The 26801-nt window shown below is 57.0% G+C and carries 31 protein-coding genes and 1 pseudogene; 18 read left to right on the top strand and 14 right to left on the bottom strand.

Annotated features, from left to right (window positions below; translation table 11 throughout):
- The first annotated feature begins 1 nt into the window (after window position 1).
- Both ACP7D4_RS20755 and ACP7D4_RS20760 read left to right on the top strand, forming a co-directional pair.
- On the top strand, window positions 2-997 hold the full coding sequence (locus ACP7D4_RS20755; RefSeq protein WP_426211066.1) for an NADP-dependent oxidoreductase: 996 nt from the start codon (window positions 2-4) through the stop codon (window positions 995-997).
- Entirely contained in the window at window positions 998-1912 is a 915-nt protein-coding gene (locus tag ACP7D4_RS20760) for an SDR family oxidoreductase (RefSeq protein ID WP_426211067.1), read from the top strand.
- Window positions 1913-1935: 23 nt separating this feature from the next.
- Here ACP7D4_RS20760 and lspA read toward each other — a convergent pair whose 3' ends face one another.
- The 4 genes from lspA to ACP7D4_RS20780 all read right to left on the bottom strand — a co-directional run bounded on the left by lspA (window position 1936) and on the right by ACP7D4_RS20780 (window position 4638).
- Window positions 1936-2439, bottom strand: coding sequence for a signal peptidase II (gene lspA, locus ACP7D4_RS20765; RefSeq protein ID WP_426211069.1), 504 nt, complete (start codon window positions 2437-2439; stop codon window positions 1936-1938).
- A gap of 118 nt (window positions 2440-2557) precedes the next feature.
- Window positions 2558-3295 carry an NRDE family protein gene (locus tag ACP7D4_RS20770; protein ID WP_426105963.1) on the bottom strand — a complete coding sequence of 246 codons (738 nt, stop codon included), beginning with the start codon at window positions 3293-3295 and terminating at the stop codon, window positions 2558-2560.
- Window positions 3286-3576 (bottom strand): DUF4936 family protein, encoded by a 291-nt coding sequence (locus tag ACP7D4_RS20775; protein WP_426211071.1) that lies wholly within the window; start codon window positions 3574-3576, stop codon window positions 3286-3288. Before ACP7D4_RS20775 ends, ACP7D4_RS20770 begins: the two co-directional genes overlap by 10 nt.
- Before the next feature lie 3 nt (window positions 3577-3579).
- Window positions 3580-4638: a YgfZ/GcvT domain-containing protein gene (locus tag ACP7D4_RS20780; protein ID WP_426211073.1), complete on the bottom strand. Its 1059-nt coding sequence runs from the start codon at window positions 4636-4638 to the stop codon at window positions 3580-3582.
- A gap of 101 nt (window positions 4639-4739) precedes the next feature.
- Between ACP7D4_RS20780 and mltG the strand changes: the two genes are divergently transcribed.
- The 11 genes from mltG to ACP7D4_RS20835 all read left to right on the top strand — a co-directional run bounded on the left by mltG (window position 4740) and on the right by ACP7D4_RS20835 (window position 11923).
- Window positions 4740-5726 (top strand): endolytic transglycosylase MltG, encoded by a 987-nt coding sequence (gene mltG, locus ACP7D4_RS20785; protein WP_426105967.1) that lies wholly within the window; start codon window positions 4740-4742, stop codon window positions 5724-5726.
- A gap of 41 nt (window positions 5727-5767) precedes the next feature.
- Window positions 5768-6403: a dTMP kinase gene (gene tmk, locus ACP7D4_RS20790; protein WP_426105968.1), complete on the top strand. Its 636-nt coding sequence runs from the start codon at window positions 5768-5770 to the stop codon at window positions 6401-6403.
- Between the two features lie 48 nt (window positions 6404-6451).
- Window positions 6452-7486, top strand: a complete 1035-nt coding sequence (locus ACP7D4_RS20795) for a DNA polymerase III subunit delta' (RefSeq protein WP_426105969.1) — start codon at window positions 6452-6454, stop codon at window positions 7484-7486.
- 10 nt (window positions 7487-7496) lie between these two features.
- Window positions 7497-7874, top strand: coding sequence for a PilZ domain-containing protein (locus ACP7D4_RS20800; RefSeq protein WP_426105970.1), 378 nt, complete (start codon window positions 7497-7499; stop codon window positions 7872-7874).
- 16 nt (window positions 7875-7890) lie between these two features.
- Entirely contained in the window at window positions 7891-8409 is a 519-nt protein-coding gene (locus ACP7D4_RS20805) for a GNAT family N-acetyltransferase (RefSeq protein ID WP_426211075.1), read from the top strand.
- 16 nt (window positions 8410-8425) lie between these two features.
- Window positions 8426-9208, top strand: a complete 783-nt coding sequence (locus ACP7D4_RS20810) for a TatD family hydrolase (protein ID WP_426211077.1) — start codon at window positions 8426-8428, stop codon at window positions 9206-9208.
- 4 nt (window positions 9209-9212) lie between these two features.
- A complete protein-coding gene (locus ACP7D4_RS20815) occupies window positions 9213-9866 on the top strand; it encodes an ankyrin repeat domain-containing protein (RefSeq protein WP_426105972.1) in 654 nt (217 codons plus the stop codon).
- Between the two features lie 117 nt (window positions 9867-9983).
- Window positions 9984-10907, top strand: coding sequence for a methyltransferase domain-containing protein (locus tag ACP7D4_RS20820; protein WP_426105974.1), 924 nt, complete (start codon window positions 9984-9986; stop codon window positions 10905-10907).
- Window positions 10908-10975: 68 nt separating this feature from the next.
- Window positions 10976-11224 (top strand): hypothetical protein, encoded by a 249-nt coding sequence (locus ACP7D4_RS20825; RefSeq protein WP_426211079.1) that lies wholly within the window; start codon window positions 10976-10978, stop codon window positions 11222-11224.
- A 153-nt stretch (window positions 11225-11377) separates the two neighbouring features.
- A complete protein-coding gene (locus ACP7D4_RS20830) occupies window positions 11378-11578 on the top strand; it encodes a hypothetical protein (RefSeq protein WP_426106030.1) in 201 nt (66 codons plus the stop codon).
- Window positions 11579-11698: 120 nt separating this feature from the next.
- Window positions 11699-11923 carry a DUF6139 family protein gene (locus tag ACP7D4_RS20835; protein WP_426105976.1) on the top strand — a complete coding sequence of 75 codons (225 nt, stop codon included), beginning with the start codon at window positions 11699-11701 and terminating at the stop codon, window positions 11921-11923.
- On the opposite strand, the gene ACP7D4_RS20840 is transcribed toward ACP7D4_RS20835, so the two are convergent.
- The 7 genes from ACP7D4_RS20840 to ACP7D4_RS20870 form a co-directional block, all read right to left on the bottom strand.
- Window positions 11907-12422 carry an arsinothricin resistance N-acetyltransferase ArsN1 family B gene (locus ACP7D4_RS20840; protein ID WP_426211081.1) on the bottom strand — a complete coding sequence of 172 codons (516 nt, stop codon included), beginning with the start codon at window positions 12420-12422 and terminating at the stop codon, window positions 11907-11909. The genes ACP7D4_RS20835 and ACP7D4_RS20840 overlap by 17 nt on opposite strands.
- 82 nt (window positions 12423-12504) lie before the next feature.
- On the bottom strand, window positions 12505-13389 hold the full coding sequence (locus ACP7D4_RS20845) for a pre-peptidase C-terminal domain-containing protein (protein WP_426105979.1): 885 nt from the start codon (window positions 13387-13389) through the stop codon (window positions 12505-12507).
- A gap of 465 nt (window positions 13390-13854) precedes the next feature.
- Window positions 13855-14031: a hypothetical protein gene (locus ACP7D4_RS20850; protein WP_426105981.1), complete on the bottom strand. Its 177-nt coding sequence runs from the start codon at window positions 14029-14031 to the stop codon at window positions 13855-13857.
- Between the two features lie 641 nt (window positions 14032-14672).
- On the bottom strand, window positions 14673-15728 hold the full coding sequence (locus ACP7D4_RS20855; protein WP_426211083.1) for a DNA-binding protein: 1056 nt from the start codon (window positions 15726-15728) through the stop codon (window positions 14673-14675).
- 367 nt (window positions 15729-16095) lie between these two features.
- Window positions 16096-16281, bottom strand: coding sequence for a hypothetical protein (locus tag ACP7D4_RS20860; RefSeq protein ID WP_426211085.1), 186 nt, complete (start codon window positions 16279-16281; stop codon window positions 16096-16098).
- An 18-nt stretch (window positions 16282-16299) separates the two neighbouring features.
- Complete coding sequence (locus ACP7D4_RS20865) at window positions 16300-16563, bottom strand: hypothetical protein (RefSeq protein WP_426211086.1); 264 nt, start codon at window positions 16561-16563, stop codon at window positions 16300-16302.
- Window positions 16564-16827: 264 nt separating this feature from the next.
- Complete coding sequence (locus ACP7D4_RS20870) at window positions 16828-19860, bottom strand: SIR2 family protein (protein ID WP_426211087.1); 3033 nt, start codon at window positions 19858-19860, stop codon at window positions 16828-16830.
- A 356-nt stretch (window positions 19861-20216) separates the two neighbouring features.
- Between ACP7D4_RS20870 and tnpA the strand changes: the two genes are divergently transcribed.
- The 5 genes and pseudogenes from tnpA to istB all read left to right on the top strand — a co-directional run bounded on the left by tnpA (window position 20217) and on the right by istB (window position 24527).
- Window positions 20217-20522, top strand: coding sequence for an IS66 family insertion sequence element accessory protein TnpA (gene tnpA, locus ACP7D4_RS20875; RefSeq protein ID WP_426211089.1), 306 nt, complete (start codon window positions 20217-20219; stop codon window positions 20520-20522).
- Entirely contained in the window at window positions 20522-20863 is a 342-nt protein-coding gene (gene tnpB / locus ACP7D4_RS20880) for an IS66 family insertion sequence element accessory protein TnpB (protein ID WP_426211091.1), read from the top strand. The genes tnpA and tnpB overlap by 1 nt, the downstream gene beginning before the upstream one ends.
- 53 nt (window positions 20864-20916) lie before the next feature.
- Window positions 20917-21972: pseudogene (gene tnpC, locus ACP7D4_RS20885) on the top strand (IS66 family transposase); the annotation flags it as partial.
- A 237-nt stretch (window positions 21973-22209) separates the two neighbouring features.
- On the top strand, window positions 22210-23730 hold the full coding sequence (istA, locus tag ACP7D4_RS20890) for an IS21 family transposase (RefSeq protein WP_426211092.1): 1521 nt from the start codon (window positions 22210-22212) through the stop codon (window positions 23728-23730).
- Window positions 23731-23738: 8 nt separating this feature from the next.
- Window positions 23739-24527, top strand: coding sequence for an IS21-like element helper ATPase IstB (gene istB / locus ACP7D4_RS20895; protein WP_426211093.1), 789 nt, complete (start codon window positions 23739-23741; stop codon window positions 24525-24527).
- 246 nt (window positions 24528-24773) lie between these two features.
- Here the strand turns inward: istB and ACP7D4_RS20900 are convergent, their stop codons facing one another.
- The 3 genes from ACP7D4_RS20900 to ACP7D4_RS20910 all read right to left on the bottom strand — a co-directional run bounded on the left by ACP7D4_RS20900 (window position 24774) and on the right by ACP7D4_RS20910 (window position 26623).
- Entirely contained in the window at window positions 24774-25496 is a 723-nt protein-coding gene (locus ACP7D4_RS20900) for a YwqG family protein (RefSeq protein WP_426211094.1), read from the bottom strand.
- A gap of 462 nt (window positions 25497-25958) precedes the next feature.
- Window positions 25959-26351, bottom strand: a complete 393-nt coding sequence (locus tag ACP7D4_RS20905) for a hypothetical protein (protein WP_426211096.1) — start codon at window positions 26349-26351, stop codon at window positions 25959-25961.
- Between the two features lie 92 nt (window positions 26352-26443).
- A complete protein-coding gene (locus tag ACP7D4_RS20910; RefSeq protein ID WP_426211098.1) occupies window positions 26444-26623 on the bottom strand; it encodes a hypothetical protein in 180 nt (59 codons plus the stop codon).
- Window positions 26624-26801: the final 178 nt, after the last annotated feature.

The following is a 26801-nucleotide window of genomic DNA, read 5'->3' on the forward strand; positions in this document are numbered from 1 at the left end:
CATGACCACGTTTCAACGCATCGTCCTGGCTTCGCGCCCGCGCGGGGCAGTTAGGCTTGACAACTTCCGCTTGGAACAAGTGGAAGTGCCGCAAGTGGGCGATGGACAGGTGCTGGTTCGCAACGAGTACTTGTCGCTCGACCCTTACATGCGCGGGCGCATGAGCGAAGCGAAAAGCTATGCTGCGGCGCAAGCGCTGGACGAGACCATGCTCGGCGGCACCGCTGGCGTGGTGGTGGCGTCCAGGCATCCGCGCTTTGCGGTGGGCGAGAGCGTGGTGGGCATGCTCGGCTGGGCCGAGATGGGGGTGGCGCATGGCGACACGCTGCGCAAGGTCGATGCCAGCGGCGTTGCCCTGTCGGCTTACCTGGGCCTGCTTGGCATGCCGGGCATGACCGCATGGTACGGGCTGAACAAGATCATGCGGCCCATCAAGGGCGAGACGGTGCTGGTGTCGGCCGCCAGCGGCGCGGTAGGCAGCGCGGTGGGGCAACTTGCCAAACTACAAGGCTGCCGCGTTGTCGGCATTGCGGGCGGCCCTGAAAAGTGCGCCTACGTCGTCGGGCAACTGGGCTTTGATGCCTGCATCGATTACAAGGCCGGCAACCTGGCGGCCGACCTGGCTGCCGCAGTTCCGGACGGCATCGACGCCCTGTTCGAAAATGTGGGCGGGGCCGGCTTCGATGCGGCCTTGCCGCTGATGAACGCGTTTGGGCGCATCGCGCTGTGCGGCTTGATCGCCGGGTACAACGGCGACGACCTGGCGGTGCGCAATATGCGCTTCATGCTGACCAGCCGGCTGTCGGTGCGCGGCTTTATCGTCACCGAACATCTTGACCTATGGCCGCAGGGCTTGGGCGAACTGGGCGCGCTGGTTGCTGCCGGCAAGCTCACTTACCGCGAAACGGTGGCGCCGGGACTGGCTGCCGCTCCAGAAGCATTCATCGGCCTATTGCAAGGCCGCAATTTTGGCAAACAACTGGTAAAGCTGACTTAAATGAAAAATTTCCAAGACAAGGTCGCCGTCATCACCGGCGGCGCGAGCGGCCTCGGCCGTGAATTCGCGATCACCGCACACAAGCTCGGCATGAAACTGGTGCTGGCCGATGTGCAGCAAGATATGCTGGACCAAACCCGCGCCGAACTGGAAGGGCAGGGCGCCACGGTACTGGCGATGATCTGCGACGTGCGCAAGGGCGAGCAGGTGCAGGCGCTGGCGGATGCGACGATGGCAAAGTTTGGCGCCGTGCATTTGCTGTTCAATAACGCGGGCGTCGGTTCCGGCGGCCTGATCTGGGAGAACTCGGTCGCGGACTGGGAATGGGTGCTGGGCGTTAATGTCTGGGGCGTAGTGCATGGCGTGCGCATCTTTACCAAGCTGATGCTCGACTGCGCAAAAAAAGACCCTGCTTACGAAGGCCACATCGTCAATACGGCGTCCATGGCCGGCCTATTGAACGCGCCGACGATGGGCGTGTACAACGTTTCCAAGCATGCGGTGGTATCGCTGTCGGAAACGCTGTATCACGACTTGCAACTGATCGAGGCGCCCATCGGCGCGTCGGTGCTGTGCCCGTATTTTGTGCCGACCGGCATCAGCCAATCGCACCGCAACCGTCCGGCCGACGTGGCCATGACGGAAGGCGCCACGGCAAGCCAGAAGGCGGCGCAAGCCATGACGGTCAAGGCCGTGGAGTCGGGCAAGGTCACGGCGGCGGACGTGTCGCAAATCACTTTTGACGCCATTCGCGATGGACAGTTCTATATTTATTCGCACCCGGGCGCGCTGGCCGGCGTCGCCGCGCGCATGGATGAGATTGTCCACCAGAAAAATCCTGGTGATCCGTACAAGGCAACGCCGCATGTGCGGGACATGCTGCGCGCCAAGATGCAGGCTGAACAGAAGAACTGATCCGCCGAGGCGCCCCGCGAGGATTATTTTTCGGGACTCGGGGGTGACTCATTGCCGATGACAATGAACACCATGCCACAGGCGATCAATACATCAGCAATATTAAATGAGTATGGGTTGTTGATGCTGCAGCAGCTCATATTCAGAAAGTCCACCACGGCGCCGTAGAGGATGCGATCGGCAGCGTTGCCAAGCGCACCGCCGACAACGGCGCCGGTTGCCAGCGGCAGCAGCCATCCGCGCTTGTTGCTGACCCATGCTGTCAGTCCGATTGAGATCAGGACGCTGAACGCAACGAGCAGCCAGTGGGCGTCGTAGTTGCTCAGAAAGCCGAAATTGATGCCTGTATTCCAGGCCATCATCAAATTCAGATAGGGCGGCCATACATGGATCGTGTGCACCGACGCCAGATTGAGCCAGTCGAGAACGAAAAACTTGGAAAGCTGGTCGATTGCGAAGCCGAGAACTGCTGCGAAAGCCATCCGCAGCATGGGTGTGGCTAAAAGTGTCGTGCGCTGTATTGCCATCAAATTCGCAAGCCTGTCAGTTTAATCAAAGATTCCCGTTGCGATATTATAGGGGCAACTGCCGTGGCAACTGCCGCGGCAACTGTCGTGGCAACTGTCGTGGCAAATGCTGGCGGCGCTACTGCAGAACGCGCTCGTGCAGTTCTGCCGGCGCGTCGTTATACAGCTTGACGACGGTCGAGGTGCGCGTGCCGTAGCCAGCCGTTTCAATGCATACCGCCGACAATACCCGCTCCATTTCCAGCGCGATGCCGGTATCGGGCAAGCGCAGGTCCGGCGCGCGCGTGGTGTCGGCGAGCATTTCGAAAAACGCGTCTTCCGGTGCGCCCTGGCACAGCAGGCTGGCGAACTCGGCTTTTGCCCGCAACACTTTTGGCCACGGAGAATCCAGCAAGCTGTTGGAAATGCCATAAATGCCAGGCGCGAGTTCCTTGCCGTTGCGCGCATCTTCGCCGCCGCGGTTGGAATACCAGAACAGCCGCTCCCGGTCGCCGAGCACCAGGTTGAAACCATTGTAGGCGTCGCTGCCCCCGTCGATACTGGCGATATAGTGCTCGGCACTCATCTCGCCGGACAGAAAGTCCGCCACCAGCGCCCCGCGCGAAGGAGCGTCGACGCGCCGCTCTTGCGGGCCGCGAATGTTGGTCAGCGCCGCAAAACGGGGCCCGTGCACGCCGTCCTGGGTGATGCCCATCCAGCTGCCGCCGCCTTTCAGGTCGCGCCCGCCAAACACCTTGGGGTTGTTCGGCCAGGCGCCGGCGGCTGCGGCCGGGCGGTCATAGAATTCGTCGCGGTTGGCAGCGGCAATCAGTGGCGCGCCAGGAACAACCTGCCACGCAAAAACAATCAGGCACATGTGCTTAAGTCCATAAAAACTTCGGTATGGCGTTTGCCGTCGATTAATGCAGAGAGTGCGGCGTCCTGCGCGGCGGCGGCAAGCGCGGCGTCAAAGCCGGCTGCCGTATCGGGGTAGACTTCCATCCAGGTTTGCACGCCGTCTGGCGAGCCGGGCCGGCGTTTGAGCTGCCCGGCGACGCCGTGAGCGACGGCAAGCCGCTCTTGCATGGCGCGTACGCGTGGGGCCAGCAATGCGGCGTGCGCGTCAGGCACCCGGTAATAGATGTACAGGTCGGTCATTACTTACAGTACGAGCGCGTCCAGCGAATAGGGCATGGCCAGGAAACGCAGCGGCGCGCCGCCGGCCGAGCCAAGCCGCACTGCGCCGTCGTCGAGCGCGGCCAGCTTGATTTCGATCAGCGCATCGACGCCGCCCGCGCCGTTGTCCGCGGCATTGACCACCATGCCGCACGGCTGCTCGGGATCGGCGACGGAAAATACTTCATCGCCGGGGCTGGCGCTGGCATCGATGGTGGCCAGCACGGTGCGCCGCTTGAGCTTGCCAAGGTACTGGCTGCGCGCCACGATCTCCTGGCCCGGATAGCAGCCCTTCTTGAAATTGACGCCGCCGATCAGTTCAAAATTGACCATTTGCGGCACGAACTGTTCCTGCGTCTTGAGCGTCACTTGCGGCACGCCCGCGTGAATGTCGGCCAGGCGCCAGGCGTCATTGCCAGCTGCCGTCAAGGCAAGCGAGAGCGCCGGCCAGGCCGCCTGGGCCGCCTCGGTAGAGGCGATCCATTCATAGCGTGGTGCGCCGAACGCGTCGGCCAGTCTGATGAGCGTGCCCAGCGCGTGCTCTTGCTTGCCGTACGGCTGGTCGGGGATGCTGCCGAACATTTGCTCGAGCACTTGCTGCGCGCGCGCGCCGCCAAAGCCCAGCATGACCTGGTTGGCGCTTGCGCCCGAAGCATCGGATAATGTTGCCTTTGCGCGCATGACGAACATCGACAGGCGCTTTTGCAGCGGCATTTGTAGTTCGCGCGGCAATTGCAGCACGATGGCGGCGTCGTTGCGCCACATGAGAAACGTTGCCTGCAGACGGCCCTTGGGCGTGCAGTAGCCGGCCAGGCGCGCTTCGGTGGCGCCCAGATGGAGGACGTCGCTGGTGAGCTGGTTATGCAAAAACGTGGCGGCGTCGTCGCCGCTGACGGCGATCAAGCCCTGGTCGCCAATGACGGCGACAAAGCCTTCGGCCAACTCGGCACAGCTCAGTTCGCGACCAAAATCGCGCACATGGGCCGGCTCTGTGGCACTATGGCGCGCAGCTTGGGTCAGTAGATAGTCATTCCAGTCGGTCATAATATTTTATTGTTTCCTGATTAAAGCTTTATCATTACGGACTCATTATAGAGATGTCGAGAAAATCGCGCCGGACACCGCGCAAAACCAACCAGCCAAGTATGCGATCCATAAAAAAACTAATCAGCTTCGCGATCCTCTTTACGATCATCTCCACGGTCTATTTTTTCTATTGGGCAGGGCAGCCGATCACCAGCAGCGGCGAACCGATCGCCTTTGCCATCACGCCAGGCAGCGGGGTCGGTGTTGCCTCGCAGCAGATCGCCAAGGCGGGCGTGCCCGTCAACCCCTTCATGTTTTCGATGCTCGCGCGCATCACGCGCAATGCTTCCAAGATCAAGGCCGGCGCCTACGAACTGAAACCGGGCGCCACGCCGCGCTCGCTGATCGCTCAACTCGTGCGCGGCGAGTTTGCGCAAGAATCGCTGACGATCATTGAAGGCTGGACGTTTCGGCAAATGCGCGCCGCCGTTGCCGCCAACAAGAGCCTGAACCATGACACGGCAGAATTGTCTGACAAGGAATTGATGGCCAAGATTTCGACGGAGTACAAGGCACCCGAGGGCTTGTTTTTCCCAGATACTTATCTGTTTGCCAAAGGATCGAGCGACCTGAAAATTTACAAACAGTCGCATGCCCTGCTGATGGAGCGCCTGGCCGCTGCCTGGGCCAAGCGCGATGCCAGCCTGCCTTACAAGACACCGTATGAAGCGCTGATCATGGCGTCCATTGTCGAGAAGGAAACCGGACAAAAGTCGGAACGGGCGATGATCGCCGGCGTCTTCGTCAACCGCCTCAAGCAGGGCATGATGCTGCAGACCGACCCGACCGTCATCTATGGCATGGGCGAGAGCTATTCCGGCAATATCCGCAAAAAGGACCTGGAAGCGGACACCCCGTACAATACTTACGCGCACGTCGGCTTGCCGCCCACGCCGATTTCGCTGCCGGGCGTGCAATCGCTGGCGGCGGCGCTGGGCCCGGCCAAGACCGAGGCGCTGTACTTCGTCTCGCGTGGCGATGGCAGCAGCAAGTTTTCGGACAACCTGCCGGACCATAATAAAGCAGTCAATCAGTACCAACGATAAGTAGCGCGAGTTTTATGACCGATAGCAGCACAGAAAAAGACATGTTCGTAGGCACGCTCGCGGGCAAACCGGCAGGCAAATTTATCAGCTTCGAGGGGATCGATGGCGCGGGCAAATCCACGCACATCGGCTTCGTTGCCGACCTGCTGGCCGCGCGCGGCAAGACGGTTGTGTCGTCGCGCGAACCGGGCGGCACCGCCGTGGGCGAACAGTTACGCGCCTTGCTGTTGCACGAAAAGATGCATCTGGAAACGGAAGCCTTGCTGATGTTCGCCAGCCGGCGCGAGCACATCGCCCAGGTCATCGAACCGGCGCTGAGGCGGGGCGATTGGGTCATCTCCGACCGCTTCACCGATGCCAGCTTCGCCTACCAGGGCGGCGGGCGCGGACTGGACCGCAGCAAGATGGAAGCGCTGGAAAACTGGGTGCATCCCCATCTGCAGCCCGACCTGACCTTGCTGTTCGACGTCCCGCTCGCCGTGGCACGGGCGCGCCTGGACGCAACCCGCACCCTTGACAAGTTCGAACAGGAACAGGCCGACTTCTTTTCTGCCTGCCGCAACGAATACTTGCGCCGCGCAGCCCAGTTCCCGCAGCGCATCGTCGTCATCGATTCGACGCAGACCATCGCCGCCATTCGCGAGCAGATCGGCGCCATACTTGAGAAGCTGCTTTAACATGTTGCCAGACACCACTTTAACAAGAAGCGCCAAGTCGTTGAATGTATGAATAAATCGATTTATCCGTGGCAGGCGCATTCGTGGGAGCAACTGCAATTGCTGCGCCCGCGCATGCCGCATGCAATCCTGTTTCATGGCGCTGCCGGAACCGGCAAGGCAGACTTTATCGAGCGTTTTGCCCAGGCATTGCTGTGCGAGAACGTGCGACCCGACGGGCATGCCTGCGACACGTGCATTTCGTGCGGCTGGTTCACTCAGCACAATCATCCTGACTACCGCCGGGTGCGCCCTGAAGCGCTGGAGGACGAAGCGCCCGAAGGCGAGGAGGGCGCGGACGCCGACGCCGGCAAAAAGGCCAAGCCGATCAAGGGGCCGTCGAAAGAGATCAAGATCGAGCAGATCCGCGCACTGGCGCACTTCATGAACATTTCCACGCACCGGCAGGGTTTGCGCGTGGTGGCGCTGTATCCGGCCGAGGCGCTGAACACCCCGGCCTCGAACGCCTTGCTCAAGACGCTCGAAGAGCCGCCGCCGGGCACGGTATTTTTGCTCGCATCGAACAGCCTGGACCGCCTGCTGCCGACCATTTTGTCGCGCTGCCGCAAGTTTGCGCTGCCGATGCCCGACCACGCGCAGGCAACGGCCTGGCTGAATGCGCAAGGCTTGCCCGACGCCGACAGCTGGCTGCGCGAGCAGGGCGGCGCGCCACTGGCCGCGTTGGCGCAGTCCGAGGCCGGCAACCGCGAAGACATGGAACTGTTGCTGCAGGTATTGGCGAACCCCAGCATTGATGGCGCGCTGAAAACAGCCGACAAATTGAGCAAATCGCCGCTCAGTCCGCTAGTTTCTTGGCAGCAACGATGGCTTTACGATGTGTTTTCCTACAAACTGTCGGGAAGCATCAGATATTTCCCCCGATATCAGAAGGAACTTGCAGCCCTTGCCAGTAAAGTGCACACTTCCAACTTAATGCGGGCTATCAAGAGCGCCAATGAAAGGCGCGCGACTGCGGACCATCCCTTGTCGCCAAGGTTGTTCCTGGAAGATATGTTGCTCGATTACACCGCATGCTGTACTTGAAAGGAAATAGATGAACGGCAAACCAGCTGACCCCAATCTTGCGCAACCCGCACGGCCGTCGGTACTGTCCCTTGCCATCAAGGAAAAGGCAGCACTGTATGCGGCCTATATGCCATTTTTAAAATACGGCGGCATGTTCGTGCCCAGCACCAAGCCCTACAAGCTCGGCGATGAAATTTACCTGATTCTTGCCCTGATGGACGATCCGAACAAGTACCCGATAGCCGGCAAGGTCGCGTGGATCACGCCGGCCGGCGCCAACAATAACAAGGCGCAGGGCATCGGCGTGCATTTTCCTGACGATGAAACCGGCCAGCGCGCCAAGCTGCGCATCGAGGAAATCCTCGGCGCGGCCCTGCGTTCGTCGCGTGCAACCCACACTTTGTAACTTTATTTTTAGCCCTATGCCGTCCTTTATCCATCGTATTGCCCGCTCTGAAGACTTGCCTGTCATCGTCGACATCTACAATTCGACCATCGCTTCCCGTGAAGTTACCGCCGATACCGAACCTGTTTCGGTCGCGTCGCGCCAGCAATGGTTCGATGACCACAACCCCGAGCGCCGGCCACTGTGGGTGATTCATCGGTCTGATGACCAGTCCGCCTCGCCCGAGGTGGTGGGCTGGATGTCGTACTCCAACTTTTACGGCCGTCCCGCTTATTCCGGCACTGCCGAAGTGTCGATTTACATTGCAGAAGCTTGGCGCGGCAAGGGCATCGGGCGTTATTGCTTGGCTGAAGCGATCGCCTTTGCCCCCAACGTTGCCGTGCACACCTTGCTAGGCTTTATCTTTGGCCACAACTTGCCCAGCCTGGCCCTGTTCGAAAAGTTTGGCTTTGCGACCTGGGCCAATTTGCCGGGCGTGGCAAACCTCGACGGCATAGAGCGCGACTTGATTATCCTCGGCAGGCGCGTCGCCTAATTGTTACAATTGTGGGATGTACATCGATTCCCACTGCCATATCAATTTCCCGGAACTTGCAGCCCGGATGCCGGAAATCCTGGCCAAAATGGCCGAGAATAAAGTCACGCACGCCCTGTGCGTGTCGGTCGACCTGCCCGATTTTCCGCAAGTGCTCGCGCTGGCCGAACAATATCCCCATATTTATGCGTCGGTCGGCGTGCATCCCGACTACGTCGACACGCCCGAGCCGAGCGTCGAGCAGCTCGTTGCCCTCTCCGACCATCCCAAGATTGTCGCCATCGGCGAAACGGGTCTCGATTATTTCAGGCTGGAAGGGGACCTGGAGTGGCAGCGCGAACGTTTCAGAACTCACATCAAAGCTTCAAGAATCACCTGCAAGCCGTTGATTATTCACACAAGATCGTCCAGTGCGGACACCATTCGCATCATGCAGGAGGAGGGTGCCGGCACCGACAATGGTGGCGTGGCCGGCGTCATGCATTGCTTCACCGAGTCGCTGGAGGTGGCTGAAGCTGCCATTGCCATGGGCTTTTACATTTCCTTCTCGGGTATCGTGACCTTTAAAAGCGCCAAGGACTTGCAGGCAGTCGCCCGCCTCGTGCCCCTTGAACGCATTCTGATCGAGACCGACTCGCCTTACCTTGCGCCCATGCCGCACCGCGGCAAGATGAACGAGCCCGGTTTTGTGCACCACGTGGCCGAGTACCTGGCAGACCTGAAAGGCGTGCCGCTAGCCCAGGTCGCCCAACAGACGACCGAAAATTTCTTCAATCTATTCAACATCGTACGCGATTAAGCTCATGTTCATTCTAACGCGCATTGTGGTGCTGGTAAGCATCTTGCTGGCGTCGCCGGCCTGGGCTGACCCGGTCCATGACCTGGTGCTTGCCGCGCAGATGGACAACTTTACCGAGGTCAAAAAACTGTTGGGCAAGGGTCTGAGTCCGAATACGATCGACCCCGTCAGCGGCGAGGCCGTGCTCATGCTCGCTTTGCGCGAAGGATCGGAAGGCGCGGTTGCGGAACTGATTGCCGACAAACGACTCCAACTGGAGCAGCTTGCCCCCAACGGCAACACGGCCCTGATGATGGCTGCGTTCAAGCACAACAAGACTGCCGTCCTGGCCTTGCTGGCGAGGGGCGCCGTCGTCACGCGCCCAGGCTGGACCGCCTTGCATTACGCGGCCGCGAGCGGCGACCGCGACATTGCCGCGATCCTGCTCGAGCACCACGCCTATATCGATGCAGAATCGCCCAGCCAGCTCACGCCACTGATGATTGCGGCCAGGGAAGGGCACTTGGACGTTGCCGAATTGCTGCTGCGCGAGGGCGCCGACGCGCGCCTGCGCAACAACGAGAAACTGACCGCGAGCCAGATCGCCTTGCGCGCCGGCTTTGACGGCATCGCAGCACTCATCGACAAGCATGTCGCGGCGTTGTCGAGCGGGCGGTGAACTTTTCGTCAAGCTAAGAACTGAGGCGTAAAAGCAATTTTCATCGTCGCTTCGATGCAGCTGCCCTTTACCCATAATAGGTAGGTCGAACTGACCCAAGTGCCTTAAAGGAAAACCATGTTGAACGAACGCGAAATCGAAAGCTGCTATCTGGGACAATTTATTCCTGTCCACTATCATCACAATATGCTGATGGACCAGAACCGAATGCACGGTTTCAAGTCCGCGATCAACTACGCGGTCAAGCCGGGTGCCAAGGTGCTCGAACTTGGCGGCGGCACCGGCGTGCTGTCGTGGTTCGCGGCAGGCAAGGCGGCCAAGGTGTATTGCGTCGAGTTCAATCCCGACATGGTCCAGGCGGCGCGCAAGATGCTGGCGATGAATCCAAACGGCCACAAGGTCGAGGTCGTGCATGCGGACGCCTTTGAATACCTGCCGCCTGAGCCGGTCGACGTTGTCATTTGCGAAATGATCCACGTTGCCATGGTCCGCGAGAAACAGGTGGAAGTGCTGGAATCGTTCAAACGCCGCTATCTGGCGCGCTTTGGCGGCCCGTTGCCCGTATTTTTGCCGGAAGCGGTCATCATGGCTGTGCAGCCATTGCAGCAAGATTATGATTTTGAAGGTTTCTACGCGCCGATTGTCCAGTTCCAGGAAACGGCTTCGCACGCGCCGGGTACAGTCGAACTGGCGCCGGCTGCGGTGTACAGCATTCTCGACTTCAGCCAGCCGAACGATACGCTGGTCGCTTGGGAAGGCACGTTCCGGATCGAAAAGGGCGGTTGCGTCAATGCGATGCGTTTCATTACCAAAAACATCCTGGCCGTCGTGCCAGAGGAAAACAGTACGATTGACTGGTTGAATCATTACATGAGCCTGCCCATGACCAAGCCGGTGCAGGTGCAGGCGGGTGATGTCATCCACGTTAGTTTCCAGTACCGCACGGGTGGTTCGATTCCCGCCCTGGAAGCAGCCATCAAGGTGGAAGTGCAGCGCGCCACGGTGGACGCCTCGGCCGCCGTGACGGCCGCGTACGCCTGATTTCCTGCCCGTTCGGGCGGCCCAGGCCTTAAAATGTGGGCTTCAACTCCCACTCTTAAGTATTGCACATGGAAACTATTGATCAGCGCTATCTCGTCCAACAGAACAAACTCAGCGACGAAGGCAAGAAGCCACCTGTTTTTGCCAAGGTGATGCGCAGCAAGGAAGGCAAGTTCGAAGGCGTGTCCTTTATCAAGAACAAGGAAAAGGCCACGATCATGACGGTTTCGGAAGCGCAGGAAGTCATCGACTGGGCGTCGAGCAAGAAAGTTGGCGCGCATGAGTATGCGACCAGGATCATTTGTGTCGGGCAGTAAAAGGCGCGCTTAATTGGGCGCCGGTGCGACCGCTTGTCGCAGCATTTTCCAGCTTCATCGCACCCAGTTGCAGTTGGTCGCACCACCATTGAACCGGTCGCAGGCCCGCGCTACAGTCACTTCACCTGAACGTTTTCCTGACTGGAGCAAATGATGTTAAGTTTCCTGCTGTGGCTTGTATTGCTGATCCTGTGCTGGCCGCTGGCACTGCTGGCCCTGATCCTTTATCCGCTTGTCTGGCTGCTGATGCTGCCGTTTCGCCTGGTCGGCATTGGCGTGGGGGCGGTCTTCGAACTGTTGCGCTCGATTGTAATGCTGCCGGCGCGCATCCTGCGCAGCAGCCCCGGCCGGTAAGATTGCCAGCCGTCTCTTCGTTCTAGGCATCAGTTCGGCAGCGAACCGCTAAGTGGGTCATTTAACAGACGTATTCCCGGGATACCGGTATGTTGGATTCTTTCTTTAACGGGATCCATCATGCGTCTTGATATCTATCGCAGAGCCGAAAGCGACGGCAAGTTTTCCTACCTGGCCGTACCTCAGGATCGTAATATTCCTAATGAGGCCATCAATACCGACTGGGAAGTGGAGGCGAGGGCGGTGGAAGTGGAAGACCAGGCCGACCGAATCACCGATTACGATATCGAGCACCTGTCGGACCAGATTGCCGAAAAAGGATATGCCGTCACGGCATTGCATTGATCAAAGGCGCTTGCAGCCGCAGTTGCCAATAGCCCACGTCCACCCAGCGACCGAATTTGAATCCGACTTCGCTGAAGTGGGCTACATTGTCAAACTTCATGGATTCATGCAGACCGATGCTGGCGTCATTCGGCAAGGCGATGCCGCCAATTACCAGGTGGCGGCCAGCATTGCGCAAACGCTCGAACAGCGCGCCGTACAGCGCCCGGCCCAAGCCGTGCCGCGCAGCTTCCGGCGCGACATACACACTGCTTTCCACTGAAAACCGATAGGCGGGACGCACTCGCCAGGGCGTGGCATACGCGTAGGCGGCAACTTTGCCATCGATTGTCGCGACCAGCCATGGAAGCGCTGCGCTGTGCACGGCGGCAATGCGCATTTGCATGTCGGCCTCGGACACGGGTTCTTCTTCGAAACTGATGGTCGTGGTACGGACAAAGTGATTGTAGATAGCCGCGATGGCGCAGGCATCGTCGGCGGTGGCGTCGCGCAAATGCAATTCGAAGCTCCTGTCAACGAGATAAGTTTCCAGCTTACCGCCGCCGGAACCGGCCCGTCAATGGGCCGGTCTTACACACTGCTTACGGGTTGGCGCTGGCACTCATTGTCACGCCTGCAATTGCCTTGTAGGCGAGGACGCCTATGTGCCAAATACCGGCGGCCGGGTCTGTTACCACGCAGCTTTCGGCGTTGGCCGTATTGGTTGAACGGCAGGTCGCATCGGCGCTTGTTGGCTTGGCGTTAAACCGGACGTACAGATCGGCGTCACCTGTGCCGCCGCTGGTTTTGACCGTCAGCGTGTTGGCGCATTCAGGAACGGTGATGGTGTAAAACAGCCACGCGCCGGCAGCAGCTGATTGGTTGGGCTGGTTCACGGTCATGGGAGCGCACGTTGTGGCGGTCACGCTGGGGAGCGAATTCATCAGTGTGGTCGTCACATCGCCATCTTGGCCGATAGCGATCTGGTACAGGCGGTCAAATTCGGTTTCCGGGATGGCGGGAACCACGTCGCCGCTCAACAGGCGCACCAATTCCGGCACGGTGTTGGAGTGACCCACGACCAGGGTGTTGCCGGGCAGCGCCTTCAGCTGCGCAACGAAGTTTGCCATCTGGCTATCGTCATAGATTTGAACCGGGACACTGGTTAGCGTGCTCAGCGGCTGGGCTGTTTGGCGGGTACGCGCAAAATTGGTGCTGTAGATGCTGGTGATGCCGGACTTTTTTAGCGATGCAGCGATATTGTTGGCACGGGTGACGCCTTCTGCGGTCAGGACGGGGTCGGTGCCGGTGGCTGACTTTTCGGCGTGGCGCGTCAGGTAAATGAACTTGGCGTCTGCCGAGGCGAATGAAGGTGCCAGTGCCGCCAGTACCAGTGCGATCGAACAGAGCAGTCGTGATTGAAATTTCATGCAGATATCCTTTTGGTTGAGATGGTCGAGCCGCCAGCGGTATGCCTGGTCAGCCATTTCTTAATCTTCCATTAACGTTGCAGCCTGAGGTTAGTAGATACAAATCCCGCTGTCGAAACATTTGTGTTGATGTGTGACATTTTTACATCACGCACAAACAAAAGTTTAATTAATGGTCATGACAAAGGTTTTTTTTCAATTTATTAACATTTTGACGTGCGGAATTTGGGTGCCGCTGCGATGTCTACCAGACTGCGCGGGTCAGTTCCGGTGGCTCACTTGCACCCTTGTCGGATCAGGCAATTCGAGTGGGAGTGATGAACGCGACGCGCGCAAGCGAACGTACAGGCGTCTGGCTACGAGAAGACGCGCAGGGATATGTATGGGCGGCAGTTGCCGCCGCTGACACCGAGCAAAAACCGCGGATCGGCAGAACGACGTGCATGACGCGGCTGTTACGCCGGTATTGAAAAGGTTGCTACAACCATCCCGGTCGGCTGGTCTGGGCAGCCGGTCATGGGATTATGCTGGTTTCAAGTTCTCAGGAGCTGCGAGCAGTACCCACGGTATGGCCATCGGGCCCAGCAGAGCCGCTGTCATTGTTCGGAGAGCCGTTTCTTTAACGTTGCGGTGTTTCGCAATGCCGAGGCAGATCACGTTCGACAGCAGCCAGACCAAAGCCGGTAAATATGCATTCATGGAATCTCCAGGTACTTGTCTGTTAGATGATCACGCATGCTGACATGAAAAAACTGACAACGCAACAGTTGATCGCGGACCGGTCATGCGACAGTCGCGGGCAAGTATTTACACCAGCAGTCCAGGGCACATTAACTTCGCATAATTTATATTATGTCAAATCAGAGAGAGTCATGGCATCGATGTCGTTGGTGTGAACGTCCCTCCGGCGAAGTAAAAATGTTCACTTTTGCGAACTAAATCTGGTACTCCCCGGAGATCGCGAAGTAAATCTGATACACCGGCCCAAGGCGACCGCCGTGACGGCATCATAAACCGTAATATCCAACCTTCGTTACCGCTCTTAGATTGGGGCTGCGTTTAAGATAGCGCATGACCACAGCCCACCTAAAATTGCGTTCGAGACCGATTCTGCTGTCCGCAGCCTCGAACCTGCCGTTCCTCCGCTGAATGGCCGCCAGGCCGGCGACCAGCGCTCTGACCGCTTTCCATTTGAGCAGACCCACGTAGAAAATGGGCCTTCCGGGAGAGCCCCGATCAATTTATCGGGGACTTACACCATAAAGTGAGATTTATGAATATTCTAGAGAAGGTTCGACCGCTGCGACTGCCCGACCCTGCAGCCGATGCCTCAAACCCGATCAGGGGTTTTTAGCCGTTTTCCGTCGCGATCGCGATCCGATACGTTTTTGAGGAGCGCCTTCTCCTGGAGAAGGCGCTGCCTCGTCGTTGTCCACAGCGCGCTGTTCCAGCTTCAGTTCGGCCCGAATGCACCTCTCTGTCACTTTGGAAAGCTCGAGATCTCGGGCTTTAAGGTCCGCCGCAGCTTCGACAAGGTTCTGATGAGCCGCTTTCAGCTGTCCTTCAAGCAGGCCGATCGACTGCCTTAGCGCTCCCGCTTCGCCGTGTAAACCTGCGGCCTCGCCGCGCAGTTTTTCGACTTCAAGCCGCCTGCTGGATTGGTCCAGTTTTCTCTGTTTTTGCACCTTTGCAGTCAGCGTCCGTTCGCGGTCGAGGTCCAGCATGAGCCGCTTTTCGCTGGCTATGAAGCTGTCCCTGGCCATGGCGGCGGCAGCGTGCGCAGCCTGGATCTCCTTGGCATGGATGCCGTACGCTTCCTCCAGCCGAGCTGACATGGCCGCGGTTTCGCGTCTGGACAACGCCAATTCGCCCTCAAGCCGTCCGAGGTCGTCCTTTTGAGCCGACAACTGTAGAGCTAAATCGCTATTGAAGTGCTTTTCGGCTTCCAGCTGAGCATCCTTTTGTTCAAGCAGATGGCCACGCGAAGTGGCCAGTTCATCGGCCGTGCTCAGCGCCATGCGGGCCTCGTCGACTTGGGCGTGGGCTTCATTGCGCAGGGCTGCGAATGCGTCCTCAGCGGCCTGTTGTGCACTTTTCCAGAAAGCCACCGCCAACTGGCCTGCTGCGTCGCGCAGGCCTTCCGGCACTTCCGGCGCCACGACCGAGACCCGGCTGGAATCGCGCAGCTGTTTCCAGAACGCGTTGAGCGCTTCGCCAGGCGCGGACATGCTCCCCTTTCTGACCAGCTGATAGAGACGATTGGTCGTCGGCGTAATCCCATAGCGGAAGAATAGCAGGACGCACACTTCACGATAGAGATCCTGAGTCTTGGGGTATTCGCCGCGCAGCCGTTCGATCTCGGCGGTGATTTCGGTTTCCTGGGACGAATTCTGCATGCTGATTTTTTGGTTTCAAGTGGAGATAGATATTATTACATATTACGTTAAAAATCCTAACCTCCTGGCACTAAATATGACATTATTCTTATAATGTCAGGTGAATGGGTAATACGCTGTGCGCGTGTTATTGGCGCTTGAAAAGCCCGGTGGATTGTTAAATCAGATCCGACAAAAAGTTACCGAAAATAAAAATCTAAGGCCTACTTGCAATTATCCAATGCACCACAAAGTTGTGCTGGTGTCAGCTCTCGCGATTATGAGGTTCTCACCTGCACTTTGGCACCAGGTGGCGACGATTTTCCTTGCGTCAGCGGCCGGCCAGTTGCCGGCGCTATCAAGCGCGATTTCCAAATTTAGAATTTAATTACTGCAGGTCAGACGGAACATCGTCGTCGTTCGGTCGAGTATGCTCCTCAAACCCATGCAGAAGATCTCCATCGTCATCGTCGCGGACTACCACCTTGCCGGACTCATCGTCGAAGGAACCAACTGTGCCTGCCACCTCAGTAAAACGGTCAACCAAAAAATATACACGGTCGTTGGCTTTCACAGTCTTTTCCTATTTGTTTTAGGTTGCACTAGGATTCACAAAATACTTGCCGAGGCCAGCATGCCGATGATAAGCGTCCTCAGCGAAGCTCGCGTCCCTCTTGTACTGATAGGTAGCAAGAATATAGATGGCGACCGAGGCAATGATGCCGATCCACCACGATCCGGTCAGCGCAACGAGGCTTGGCAGTCCTACCACGGCGCACGACCATCCGAGCCTTTCGGCGACGCTCAACTTAGCGTCAGCTAGTATTGATCGCATCTCGAACTCATTCTCAGGCATCGCTTTCCGTCCTTTAGTGATCGACCTGGTTGCGTTCCCTAGCGCGGATGGCGAGAACCATTGTTGTCGTCTGCCTGACCGATTTCGCGTCCGCAAACTTTTCCATGGTTTTCCTTAAGTGATAATCCTATTTATCACTTAAGGGCATGCTGGGCTCACAACTTCGTCCTGTTGTCTAAGATCAGCCTACATTTCCACGATCACAATGCTTAATCAGTTGCGCTAATTTAAAACCGCAATAGTTACACTAGGCAATAAAACTATTTATTTTTCATTAATCCACTGTGCAAATCGATTCTCGAATTTCCATTCAGGGGACTGAGCGACGAAAATAAGATCGGGAAACCGCTCCATCAACTTCGAGACCTCCGTAGATACTTCGACCATCATGGTCGGCGCCACCCTCCCCCATTTCGCCATCGCTGCTTTGAAGAAACAAAATGCATCCTCACGACGTCCTTTGCCCAGCATCGCCTGGCCGACCCAGAATCTTATATAGCCCTGATCTACAACAGACGAGTCACCGTTATCTAACTTCGAGGCGCTAACTTTATAAGCAGCAATGGCTTTATCAAGCGATTCGGCAAGATGGTAACAACGGCCAAGATTACCGAAAAACTGTCCTGCGCGTGACGCCGTTGAGCTGTCTGAGAAAATCTCCTCATCGCTAAGGCCATCGCGGAAATATTTAAACGCCTCATCCAGGAGCCCGGAATCGCGCTGGGCCAATGCAAGAGTATGTTCCGTTTGGAAAACCGTGTCAACGTTAGAACTTTTCTTTAAACTTTCACCGCGAGAAGCCCAGAGGATGGCGTCATCATAATCCTTCACAAACCAGAATTTGTAAGCCTGAATATCACATAAGTTTATGTATTGGGCACCCTTACCGGCAATGCTCTGCTCATATTTCACAAGCCAGTGCTCTGCTTCTGTGGGACCCTCAACCTCAATTACTGACCGCATACTGACATTAAATAATTTATCGAAATTGCCGTATATTGACACAGCTGCCAACCAGTCAATCGTACAAAATATTCGTTTTGCTAGCCTCGAAATTTCTTCATTTAATCCGTGGTTGTTGAGCTGCGTTTCGATCTCCATCAAGCTGTCCACTGCAGTAGGAATAGAACCGCTGTTTATTAACAGATCCACCTTGTGAATCCACATTTCTAAGACCAGATGGGGGAGTGGCGAATTCAGCGCACTGCGAAACTGGAAAATCCTCCGGTCCAAATACACTAAAACTTTCCCAATAAAACTTTCACGTTCTTGCTTTGCAAATTCGCCTCGCACAAACTGCCTGATCAACGGATGAAGATCGATAACTTCCTCCTTATCTTGTTTTACTTTCGTTTCAATAAGGCAGAGTGCTTTCAAACGAATAAGCGCCTTGTTCAAATTTTTAAAATTTAGGTCAGTTATTTCCTCTATCACCGCTACGGTTTCCGGCCGCTCTAATTCTGCGAGAGTTCTTAATATATGCTGTTGGTTCCCGTTTAAGAGCGCCCAAATCTGCCGTAACATTTGCTTTGGGAGATCAATGCCAATGTTCTGAAGATGAATATCTTCCATCATTGACTGAACCGTCTTACCCCTTCCATAACACTGCGCTGCCATGATGCTCAACCAAAGGGGGTGACCGGCTGTAAATTCATAGAGCTTTTGAAACTCATCTTGACTGAGGACGCCACCGAAACGATACTCAAAGAGGTTCTTAGCTGCAGTCCGGTCCAGACCATATAACCGCAACTCCAGAAATTCGGAATGTTCCACGCGAACGATTGGGCGAGCCGTGAACATAAATATAGTTTGCGAAGTGCTGTTAAGCACTTCCTCCATAACTATCTTTAAGGCACCGAGAGGCTCGCTAGTTTCAAGGTCGATATAATAATCAACGTTATCAAATACGATTATTCCGGCACGCGGTCCAATCTCGCGCAAAAGTATATTGATCAAGTCGACGACGTCATGTCGCGAAATTTCGTTTATCGATATTTTAGATCCAGACGCTTTTTCAATTGCGCTACACAAAGCCAGATTGATAGTATTTCCCTGCTCCCGACAATCCTTCCAATCAAAGAAATCCGTCGGCCGCTCTAGCTTCTCAGTCTCGAAAAAATGACTGGCGAGTGTCGACTTGCCTTGGCCGCCGATTCCGGTGATAGCTATCGCTTTCGAATTTGAAGTCGCCAGTTTGTCAAGCTCCTCGACACGACCGAACCATACATCCGTTTTAGGAACTGCGTTTATGGGCTCACTCTTTGGCTTTACGTCGTCTAGTATAGAGGCAAGCTTGGCCTGTTCTGGGGTCAACTCTGGTGCTACGGAAACCTGCCCGGACTTTGAGGGATAAAGGCGGTCATATAGCGACGGAAAAAAAATATTACAATCTACACCAGCGTACAAGGAAACTCTTCCGCGGTCGATACCGATCGTAAGCTTATTCAAGAGCGTATTGCTCTGAGCTTCTATATCTTCTGGCGACGAACTGTAGAATGCCCACGCGATGTCTGGAGATGAGGAATCATCTAAGACCAGTTCAGCCAACGTGGAGGTTAGAATATCATCCCAGCCTCCATATCCCACTGCCACGATAAGTGCTTCTCTGGCGATTGTCGACAAAGAAGATTTCAATTGGATTCGTTTTTGGGATAACTGTCGCGCTGTGTGCAATGTGTCGCTCCCGCGCCATGAGCCATGTAAATGGACAATATGCACTGCATCTGCTCGAGTCTGCAAGAGATTCCCTTCCCGATGCAGCATCGTCGTGAACGAATTTCCACCTGACCGTGCAATAGCAATTTGAATCAACGGATCGAAATTGGTTGTAAGGACTGTACTAAAAGATTTGCGAGGTAGTTGAGACAACAAAGCGCCTAGGCTAGCGACTCCAGGTGTTAAGTGCCATCGGGCCGTGTCATTCTCGGCCGATTCTAGTGCACTGGGATCTTGCGCGTCAATCGCCGGGCCTTCATATGCGCTTAAGACAGCTTTCCTTACAACAAAATTCGCATAATCCAGGCCGCGCCTCGATATCAAAAACTCGAAAGCGCTTTGATAGCTTTGCTGGCCAGCAGATTTAAGAAGCGTATCTAATTTTTCTGCGATAATAGGACTACCGGAAAATTCCGATTTTATTAAGTCAACCACTCCGTTTACGCCCAACACGCCTTTTCCGTCAGTCGCCTGTGGGGAAGTTATTGGGGCACCAACAATGAAAATTACGTTTTTTCCTTGTGCATGTGCAAAAGAAATGCGGTCGTATAGCGCATCGATGTCAGAAAATTCTTGTGGCATGTCTTTGGGGTTTAGGTTTCAATAGTCTCAGTATAGTCGAGTTCGTTGAATAAAAACCAGCCAGCATGGTGTGCTGCAAACGGCCCCTGAGACTGTGCATTACTAACGACGGGATCAAACATCGCATTAAATAGCAACGCAGTTGATTGTCGTGGGTTCCATCATATTTCTGCCTTCTCAGGCAGTAGAATTTTCCTCGAATTTTCAGCTGGCCCGCGATGCCGCGCTGATCACAGCGTACGATGCAAAAACACTGAGGGCGATCGCGGCTATAAGGTAAGCGTCCGGCCCACCCACCTATGATTCCCTGACCGACAGCGCCACACTGTTCTCCTTGGCTTTTTCAGGAGGGATAGTTGGACAACAAGGCAAACAAGGAACGTGAGCAGTTGTGGCAGGAGCGCGTCGCGCAGTTGAAGGCCAGTGGCATGTCGCAGCGCGCATATGCCATGGAGTGCGGTCTCTCCGAGCACCAGGTAAGCTACTGGGTGCGCCGAATCACTAGCCCGCAGGCCGTGCCCGCGCTGTTGCCAGTTCAGGTAGCGCCATCTGTACTCCCAGCGGTCGCTTCGATCAGCCTGCGCAGCGAATGCGGCTGGACGTTGACCTTGCCGAGCGATGTGCCCGCCAGCTGGCTGGCCGAATTGCTGGCGGCTCTCTGATGAAGCTGTCAGCCGATGCCATCTGGCTGGCGACAGCGGCGGTGGACATGCGCACTGGCATCGACGGTCTGTCGTTGCACGTTCAGCAGGCGCTGGGGCGCCCACCCTGTGACGGCACGGCTTACGTGTTCGCCAACCGCCGCCGCACGCGCCTCAAGCTCGTGTGCTGGGATGGTACTGGTGTCTGGATGTGCCAGCGACGTCTGCACCGTGGCCAGTTCGCCTGGCCCCAAGTTGACGATGTGTGCTGGCAGATGAGCGCTGAGCAATGGCAATGGTTGGTGACCGGTGTCGATTGGCAGCGCCTGTGCGCGCCCGCGCCGGCACAGTGGCGGCTATGACTATGTAAACTGTTTCACTTGTAAACAGGGGCCGCGCCCGGTAAACTACGGGAATGGATTTGCTCACCGAACTGACCCGCGCCAACCACGATCCAGACCTGATCGCGAAGGTGCGCGCGCTGATCGAGGAAAGTGCCAGCGTTGAACAAGTGCTGGCTAAAAATAAAGCCATCCTTGCAGAGAGAGACTTCAAGATCGCTGCATTAACGCTTGAATTGGCGTACTACCGCCGCATCAATTACGGCAAGAAGAGCGAGGCCTTCAACGGTGAGCAGCGCGAGCTGTTTGAAGAAACGATCGACGCAGACCTTGCCGCCATTCATGCCGAGCTGACGCCACCAGACACCGGTGACGCCGAAGCCGGCAAGCGCAAACGCAGCCGCGCCGGGCGCCAGCCGCTGCCGCCTGAACTGCCGCGCGTTGAGCACCGCCATGAGCCAGAGTCGTGCCAGTGCGCGGCCTGCGGCCAAGGCTTGGTCAAAATCGGTGAAGACATCAGCGAACAGCTCGACGTCGAGCCAGCGCGCTTCTTCGTGCATCGCCACATCCGTCCGCAGTACGCCTGCCGCGCCTGCGAAATCGTCACTGCTGCACCGGTCCCACCGGCGATCATCGACGGCGGCATGGCGGCACCTGGCCTGCTGGCCTGGGTGGCCGTTAGCAAATACACGGACCATCTGCCGCTGTACCGCATCGAGCAGATCGGTGCACGCCAGGGCGTACCGCTGGCGCGCTCAACGCTGGGCGAATGGATCGGCAAGATTGGCGTATCCCTGCAACCCTTGAGTGATCGCCTGGCCGAACTGCTCAAGGAGCGACCGTGTTTGCATGCCGACGAAACGCCGGTGCGGCAACTCGATCCAGGCGAAGGAAAAACCAGGCATGCCTATTTATGGGCCTACCGATCCAATGACTTGGACGAGGGGCCGCGCATCGTCGTGTTTGACTACCAAACCGGCCGTGCCGGTGCGCACGCGCGCGCTTTCCTGACAGGTTGGCAAGGCCAACTGATGGTTGACGATTACGCGGGCTACAAAGCCATGTTCACCGCTGGCATCACCGAGCTGGCGTGCATGGCCCACGTACGCCGAAAATTCTTCGATGTGAATTTCCGGCGTTAGGGAGCCATTTCGTTGTCGGCGTTAAGGCGCCACTAAATCGTCGCCGTAATGGCGCCACGAGATTGTCGGCGTTAAGGCGCCACTTCATCGGCGGCGTAATGGCGCCATTCGATTGTCGGCGTAAAGGCGCCACTTCGCCACCGTTTCAGAGGCTCGAACTTTCATTGATCGGCTAGACTCCCCGGCATTTCGCCTGGAGAAGCCGTGACCAAACGGAGGTTCGAGATGTATCAATACCGTCACATCCTGACGCGCATGCGTCAGGGAGATTCAGACCGGGAGATCGCCCGGTCGAAGACCATGGGGCGCAAGAAGATCGCCCAGGTTCGGGAGTTGGCGAGTGCGCGCGGCTGGCTTTCACCCAACACCGCACTGCCGGACGACGCAGTTCTGGCATCGGCGCTGGTGCGCAAGGAGCCGCTACCGAGTACCTGCATTTCCACGCTGGAGCCGTGGCGCGCGCAGATCGGCAACTGGTACGCCGCCGGCATTCAAGGCACGACCATTCACGCCACGCTGGTGCGCAATCACGGCTACACCGGCAGCTACTCGGCCGTGTACAGGTTCCTGCATCAGCTGGTCGTCGACGATAGAGCCGACGTGCCGCTGCGGCTGGAGTTCAAGCCGGGCGAAGCGGTGCAAGTCGACTTCGGCGCCGGCCCGCCCATTACTGACGTGCATACAGGCGAAATCTTCAAGACCTGGTTCTTCGTGATGACACTGGCGTGGTCGCGCCACCAATACGCCGAATTCGTGCGCGATCAAACCGTCGCCACCTGGCTCGGTTGCCATCGCCGTGCCTTTGAGTGGTTCGACGGCGTGCCCCTGCGCGTAACGATCGACAACGCCAAGTGCGCGATCACGCGGGCCTGCGTGTATGAACCCGAAGTGCAGCGCTCGTATGGCGAGTGCGCCGAGGGATATGGATTCAAAATCGATCCGTGTCCGCCCAGAGATCCCCAAAAGAAGGGGATCGTGGAATCGGGTGTCAAATACATCAAGGGCAGCTTCCTGCCGCTGCGCGAGTTCCGCGACCTGGCCGACGCCAACCGGCAACTTCACGAATGGGTACTCGGACAGGCCGGCAACCGCATTCACGGCACGACCCGCGAGGCCCCTCTCAAGCGCTTCGCCGACGTGGAGAAGAGCCTGCTGACGCCTTTGCCCGACGTGCCGCCGCAGCTGGCCACATGGCTCAAGGTCAAAGTCCACCGCGATACCCACGTCCAGTTTGAGTACAACTACTACTCCGTGCCGTTCCGCCTGGTCGGCCAGGCGCTCTGGCTCAAGGCCAGCGACACCGTGGTGACGATGTACCTCGAGCACGAACCGGTCGCCACCCACGTACGGCTCAAGCATACGGGCGAGCGCAAAACTGTGCCCGACCATATGCCGCCGGAGGCGCAGGCATGGCTCCTGAAGGACACCAAGTGGTGCATGGCCGAGGCCGAACGGGTGGGGCCGGCATGCGCCGCCATGGTCCGCGTCATGTTCGGCGACAAGGTACTGATCCGCATGCGTGCCGTCCAAGGCGTGCTTGGGCTGCAGAAGAAATACGGCGCCGTCAGGTTGGAAGCGGCCTGCTCGCGTGCGAACCACTACGGCACGCCCGGTCTCAACGTCGTCAAGCGCATCCTCGAGAAAGGACTCGACCAGCAAGATTTGCTGGCCGCTTTCGACGCGCTGGCCAGCACCTACACCGAGGGTGGCCGCTTCTACCGCGCCACCAACACCATCCTTCAATGAGAACGACCATGCATCCAATTCCAGAACTGACTTCCCTGCTCAAACAACTGCGCCTGTCAGGCATCCTCGACTCGCTGGAGGCGCGCAACCGCGAAGCTATCGACCGCAAACTGGCCTTCACCGAGTTCCTGAGCCTGCTCATTCATGACGAGGTCGCCCGCCGCGACCAGAAGAAGCTGGCGCAGCGTATGCGACGCGCCAACTTCCGCAACCAGAAGACGCTCGACGGGTTCGACTTCAACCGATTGCCCGGTCTGAACCGCGCCGCCGTCCATGACTTGGCCACCTGCCGTTTCATCGACGAGAAAGTGGCCGTGCTCATCGCCGGGCCCTGCGGCACAGGCAAGAGCCACCTTGCGCAGTCCTTGGGACACGCCGCCGCGCGCCAAGGCTATGACGTGCTGTTTATTACCCAGACCCAGCTGATGGCCAGCCTGCGCACCGCACAAGCGATGGGCACGTACGAACGGCGCCTGCAGTACCTCAGCAAGGTGGCGCTGCTCATCATTGATGACTTTGGGCTGAAACCGCTCCGTCCGCCCGAGGACGAGGACTTCCACGACCTGATAGCTGAGCGCTACGAGAGAACAGCCACGATCCTGACGTCGAACCTCCACTTTGACGAATGGGGTGCGGCCTTCGCCGCGAACAAGATGATCGGCGCGGCGACTTTGGACCGCTTACGCCACGGCGCATACAAACTCGTGCTCGACGGCGAAAGCTATCGCGCTCTGCCGCCAGCGTCGGAAGCGTCCAAACCACCAATCGAGAAAGCACGGAAGGTTTCGCCGAAATGAATATGCATTAACGATATAAATAGTTTATATCGTTAAAGTATGTGGGAGGGGAATTCGCTCGGGGCTAGTCCTGCGTGAGTTTCACCTCTTCACTTTGGCCGTTGTCGAGCCTGATCCAAGAAGGCCGCCTCAAAGGAGAAGTTTGCGCAAAGCGAGATCTAACGTTCGACGTCATGGACGGCTCGCGACATGCCGCACGACGCCCCCCCCCCTTTTGACGGATGGAGAAGTCCGACATCGGTGCCGTTAGCCTGCGTCACATTTGAGCATGCTGAAGTCCTTGCGCTGTAGATGCTCAGCTTGAATAAAGACCATAAGCCGGTCGCCATCGTGCCAGCACCATTCCAAGTCTGAACTCGAACGTAACGTCAGCAATGGGACCCAGTCCGGACCGGGCGTTGGGTCATATCCTAAAGTGCAATACGACGGGTATCCCAAGAGATAGTGATCTGTATTCACTTGCTGCGAAAGGTCCCAAGCAAAGTCTGCGGCTCCTTCAAATGGCCAGTCGTTGCGCAATTCTTCATGACGGGGAATATTTAGCCCTGGAAGAAGTGCCAATGAGGCTTCGGGACTGATCGGAATGCCGCTTGGCGTTTGCATGACCACATGATTCGAAAGGTCCTCCCAGTAGTAGCCAACGACATATCCTTCGTCCTGCCAAAACACCTCACCATCGTCGTCATCCGCGAAGAACAGCGAGAGTAGACCGGAGGTCGGTAGAGTCGTGGAGGGAGGCGATACCTGCTCAAAGTTGAACTGGCCCAAGAAGCGATATCGTCCAACTTTGTGCAACGGCCACGTGAAGTCCGCCGCGACGTAAGGGTCCCCACCGAACCGCGACGCGGCTGGCTGGGGATTCTGCGAGGTGATGTTGATGTCTATCGACGGCTTGGAGCAGTCAGAAAAAAAACGAGATGTGTTCCTCGGGCCATTCGATTTCCCTGGCGAGCGCCTGAATTTGATCAAGAGTCATATGGAGGTTTCGGTGCTAAAGGTTCAAGGCAACTGGCTGCCACAGTGCCGCCAAAAAGTCAGCAAAACAAGTACGCTCTATTGTCCGTTTGGCCGGTTGCCGTCGATTGTACTCCACGGCGCACTGCGTCTTTGCGCCTTATTAGCATCTTCCACCTGGAACGGACCGCCGCCGCAGCGACTACGCGCCCAGGAGAGAAGGACAAGCTCGGCATTCTGTCCGACCATTGATCGTCTGTACAACAGGATTTACATCGGAAAACGATGTTGCAAAAACGCTCTGAATCAAGCATCCTTGTACCCCTGTTTGAGCCCATGAAATACGTGGTTGAAGTGGCTCCATTACGCCGGAAACGAGTGGCGCCTTAATGCCGGAAATTGACAGCCCCGAAAGCCGTCCAGGTAGCGGGCGCCATGGCGCGGATTTTCCCTGGTCATTGCAGACGTCCCGCCCCACTACTTCGTTAGCGCCTTTATCCTGGCGACTGGTGGAGCACATTCGACTTTCCAGAATTGCGCCGATCGACCCGATCCTTCGATATCGACTGAATAGCGCGCCGCGTATTTCATGAAGTCGTCGTGGTCTCTTTCTACTTGAGGAAATTTCGCTCTAAAAGAATGTATTGTTGCAACCAACGTCGTTCCATCCCCCATTTTACCCAAGCTTTTGGCCAAGGCCATGCAGGTGTAAATCATACCGATGTGTGAAGAGTCAAACTGCTTCTGAGTCATACGTTTTGGCTTGAGCACTTCACCCAAAGAAACAGAGGGCGCAATCAAAAGCACAATCAGTGTACTTGATACCGTCACAAAATGTCCCACTCGTTGGTTAAAATTAATACGATTCACTCTTAGCATATATACTTTATCTGGTCACTTGACCCATACGTTATCGCGGGCTCAGTGGTAGCTCAATCGGCCACGATATTTTCCTCGAACGGTTACAACAAATCCCAGCGCTCGCGCAGCTGGCGGATGCGCAAGACTTTGCGCTCATACTCGGCGTCCGCCGATGGCTCAGGCTTAATGTCCGGCCTGGCCGCCAGGGTGGCACGGTACCCCGCCTCATCGCGCACCAGGTCGATTAATTCACACAGGTCAGGACGGAGATTGTTCAGCACGATTTTTCCTTCAATTCATGGTTGCTTCGAGAATGATTGCAAGCGCGCGCTGTTTTTCTGGCGACATCGCGGATATTCGCGATGCGAGCAGGCGCAGGCGCCCAGCATCGCCTTCCGGGATAGCCAGGACAGTGGATCGTTAGGTAGTAACTGTGAGACGGGGACGCCCACGGTAATT

This window comes from Massilia sp. TWP1-3-3 (genome assembly GCF_049897805.1).
Taxonomy (GTDB): domain Bacteria; phylum Pseudomonadota; class Gammaproteobacteria; order Burkholderiales; family Burkholderiaceae_D; genus Telluria_A.

What these genes read in the sequence shown, in the direction of transcription:
- ACP7D4_RS20755 (WP_426211066.1), top strand. Translation starts at nt 2, where the DNA reads ATGACCACGTTTCAACGCATCGTCCTGGCTTCGCGCCCGCGCGGGGCA.
- ACP7D4_RS20760 (WP_426211067.1), top strand. Translation starts at nt 998, where the DNA reads ATGAAAAATTTCCAAGACAAGGTCGCCGTCATCACCGGCGGCGCGAGC.
- lspA (WP_426211069.1), bottom strand. Translation starts at nt 2,439, where the DNA reads ATGGCAATACAGCGCACGACACTTTTAGCCACACCCATGCTGCGGATG.
- ACP7D4_RS20770 (WP_426105963.1), bottom strand. Translation starts at nt 3,295, where the DNA reads ATGTGCCTGATTGTTTTTGCGTGGCAGGTTGTTCCTGGCGCGCCACTG.
- ACP7D4_RS20775 (WP_426211071.1), bottom strand. Translation starts at nt 3,576, where the DNA reads ATGACCGACCTGTACATCTATTACCGGGTGCCTGACGCGCACGCCGCA.
- ACP7D4_RS20780 (WP_426211073.1), bottom strand. Translation starts at nt 4,638, where the DNA reads ATGACCGACTGGAATGACTATCTACTGACCCAAGCTGCGCGCCATAGT.
- mltG (WP_426105967.1), top strand. Translation starts at nt 4,740, where the DNA reads ATGCGATCCATAAAAAAACTAATCAGCTTCGCGATCCTCTTTACGATC.
- tmk (WP_426105968.1), top strand. Translation starts at nt 5,768, where the DNA reads ATGTTCGTAGGCACGCTCGCGGGCAAACCGGCAGGCAAATTTATCAGC.
- ACP7D4_RS20795 (WP_426105969.1), top strand. Translation starts at nt 6,452, where the DNA reads ATGAATAAATCGATTTATCCGTGGCAGGCGCATTCGTGGGAGCAACTG.
- ACP7D4_RS20800 (WP_426105970.1), top strand. Translation starts at nt 7,497, where the DNA reads ATGAACGGCAAACCAGCTGACCCCAATCTTGCGCAACCCGCACGGCCG.
- ACP7D4_RS20805 (WP_426211075.1), top strand. Translation starts at nt 7,891, where the DNA reads ATGCCGTCCTTTATCCATCGTATTGCCCGCTCTGAAGACTTGCCTGTC.
- ACP7D4_RS20810 (WP_426211077.1), top strand. Translation starts at nt 8,426, where the DNA reads ATGTACATCGATTCCCACTGCCATATCAATTTCCCGGAACTTGCAGCC.
- ACP7D4_RS20815 (WP_426105972.1), top strand. Translation starts at nt 9,213, where the DNA reads ATGTTCATTCTAACGCGCATTGTGGTGCTGGTAAGCATCTTGCTGGCG.
- ACP7D4_RS20820 (WP_426105974.1), top strand. Translation starts at nt 9,984, where the DNA reads ATGTTGAACGAACGCGAAATCGAAAGCTGCTATCTGGGACAATTTATT.
- ACP7D4_RS20825 (WP_426211079.1), top strand. Translation starts at nt 10,976, where the DNA reads ATGGAAACTATTGATCAGCGCTATCTCGTCCAACAGAACAAACTCAGC.
- ACP7D4_RS20830 (WP_426106030.1), top strand. Translation starts at nt 11,378, where the DNA reads ATGTTAAGTTTCCTGCTGTGGCTTGTATTGCTGATCCTGTGCTGGCCG.
- ACP7D4_RS20835 (WP_426105976.1), top strand. Translation starts at nt 11,699, where the DNA reads ATGCGTCTTGATATCTATCGCAGAGCCGAAAGCGACGGCAAGTTTTCC.
- ACP7D4_RS20845 (WP_426105979.1), bottom strand. Translation starts at nt 13,389, where the DNA reads ATGGCTGACCAGGCATACCGCTGGCGGCTCGACCATCTCAACCAAAAG.
- ACP7D4_RS20850 (WP_426105981.1), bottom strand. Translation starts at nt 14,031, where the DNA reads ATGAATGCATATTTACCGGCTTTGGTCTGGCTGCTGTCGAACGTGATC.
- ACP7D4_RS20855 (WP_426211083.1), bottom strand. Translation starts at nt 15,728, where the DNA reads ATGCAGAATTCGTCCCAGGAAACCGAAATCACCGCCGAGATCGAACGG.
- ACP7D4_RS20865 (WP_426211086.1), bottom strand. Translation starts at nt 16,563, where the DNA reads ATGCCTGAGAATGAGTTCGAGATGCGATCAATACTAGCTGACGCTAAG.
- ACP7D4_RS20870 (WP_426211087.1), bottom strand. Translation starts at nt 19,860, where the DNA reads ATGCCACAAGAATTTTCTGACATCGATGCGCTATACGACCGCATTTCT.
- tnpB (WP_426211091.1), top strand. Translation starts at nt 20,522, where the DNA reads ATGAAGCTGTCAGCCGATGCCATCTGGCTGGCGACAGCGGCGGTGGAC.
- istA (WP_426211092.1), top strand. Translation starts at nt 22,210, where the DNA reads ATGTATCAATACCGTCACATCCTGACGCGCATGCGTCAGGGAGATTCA.
- istB (WP_426211093.1), top strand. Translation starts at nt 23,739, where the DNA reads ATGCATCCAATTCCAGAACTGACTTCCCTGCTCAAACAACTGCGCCTG.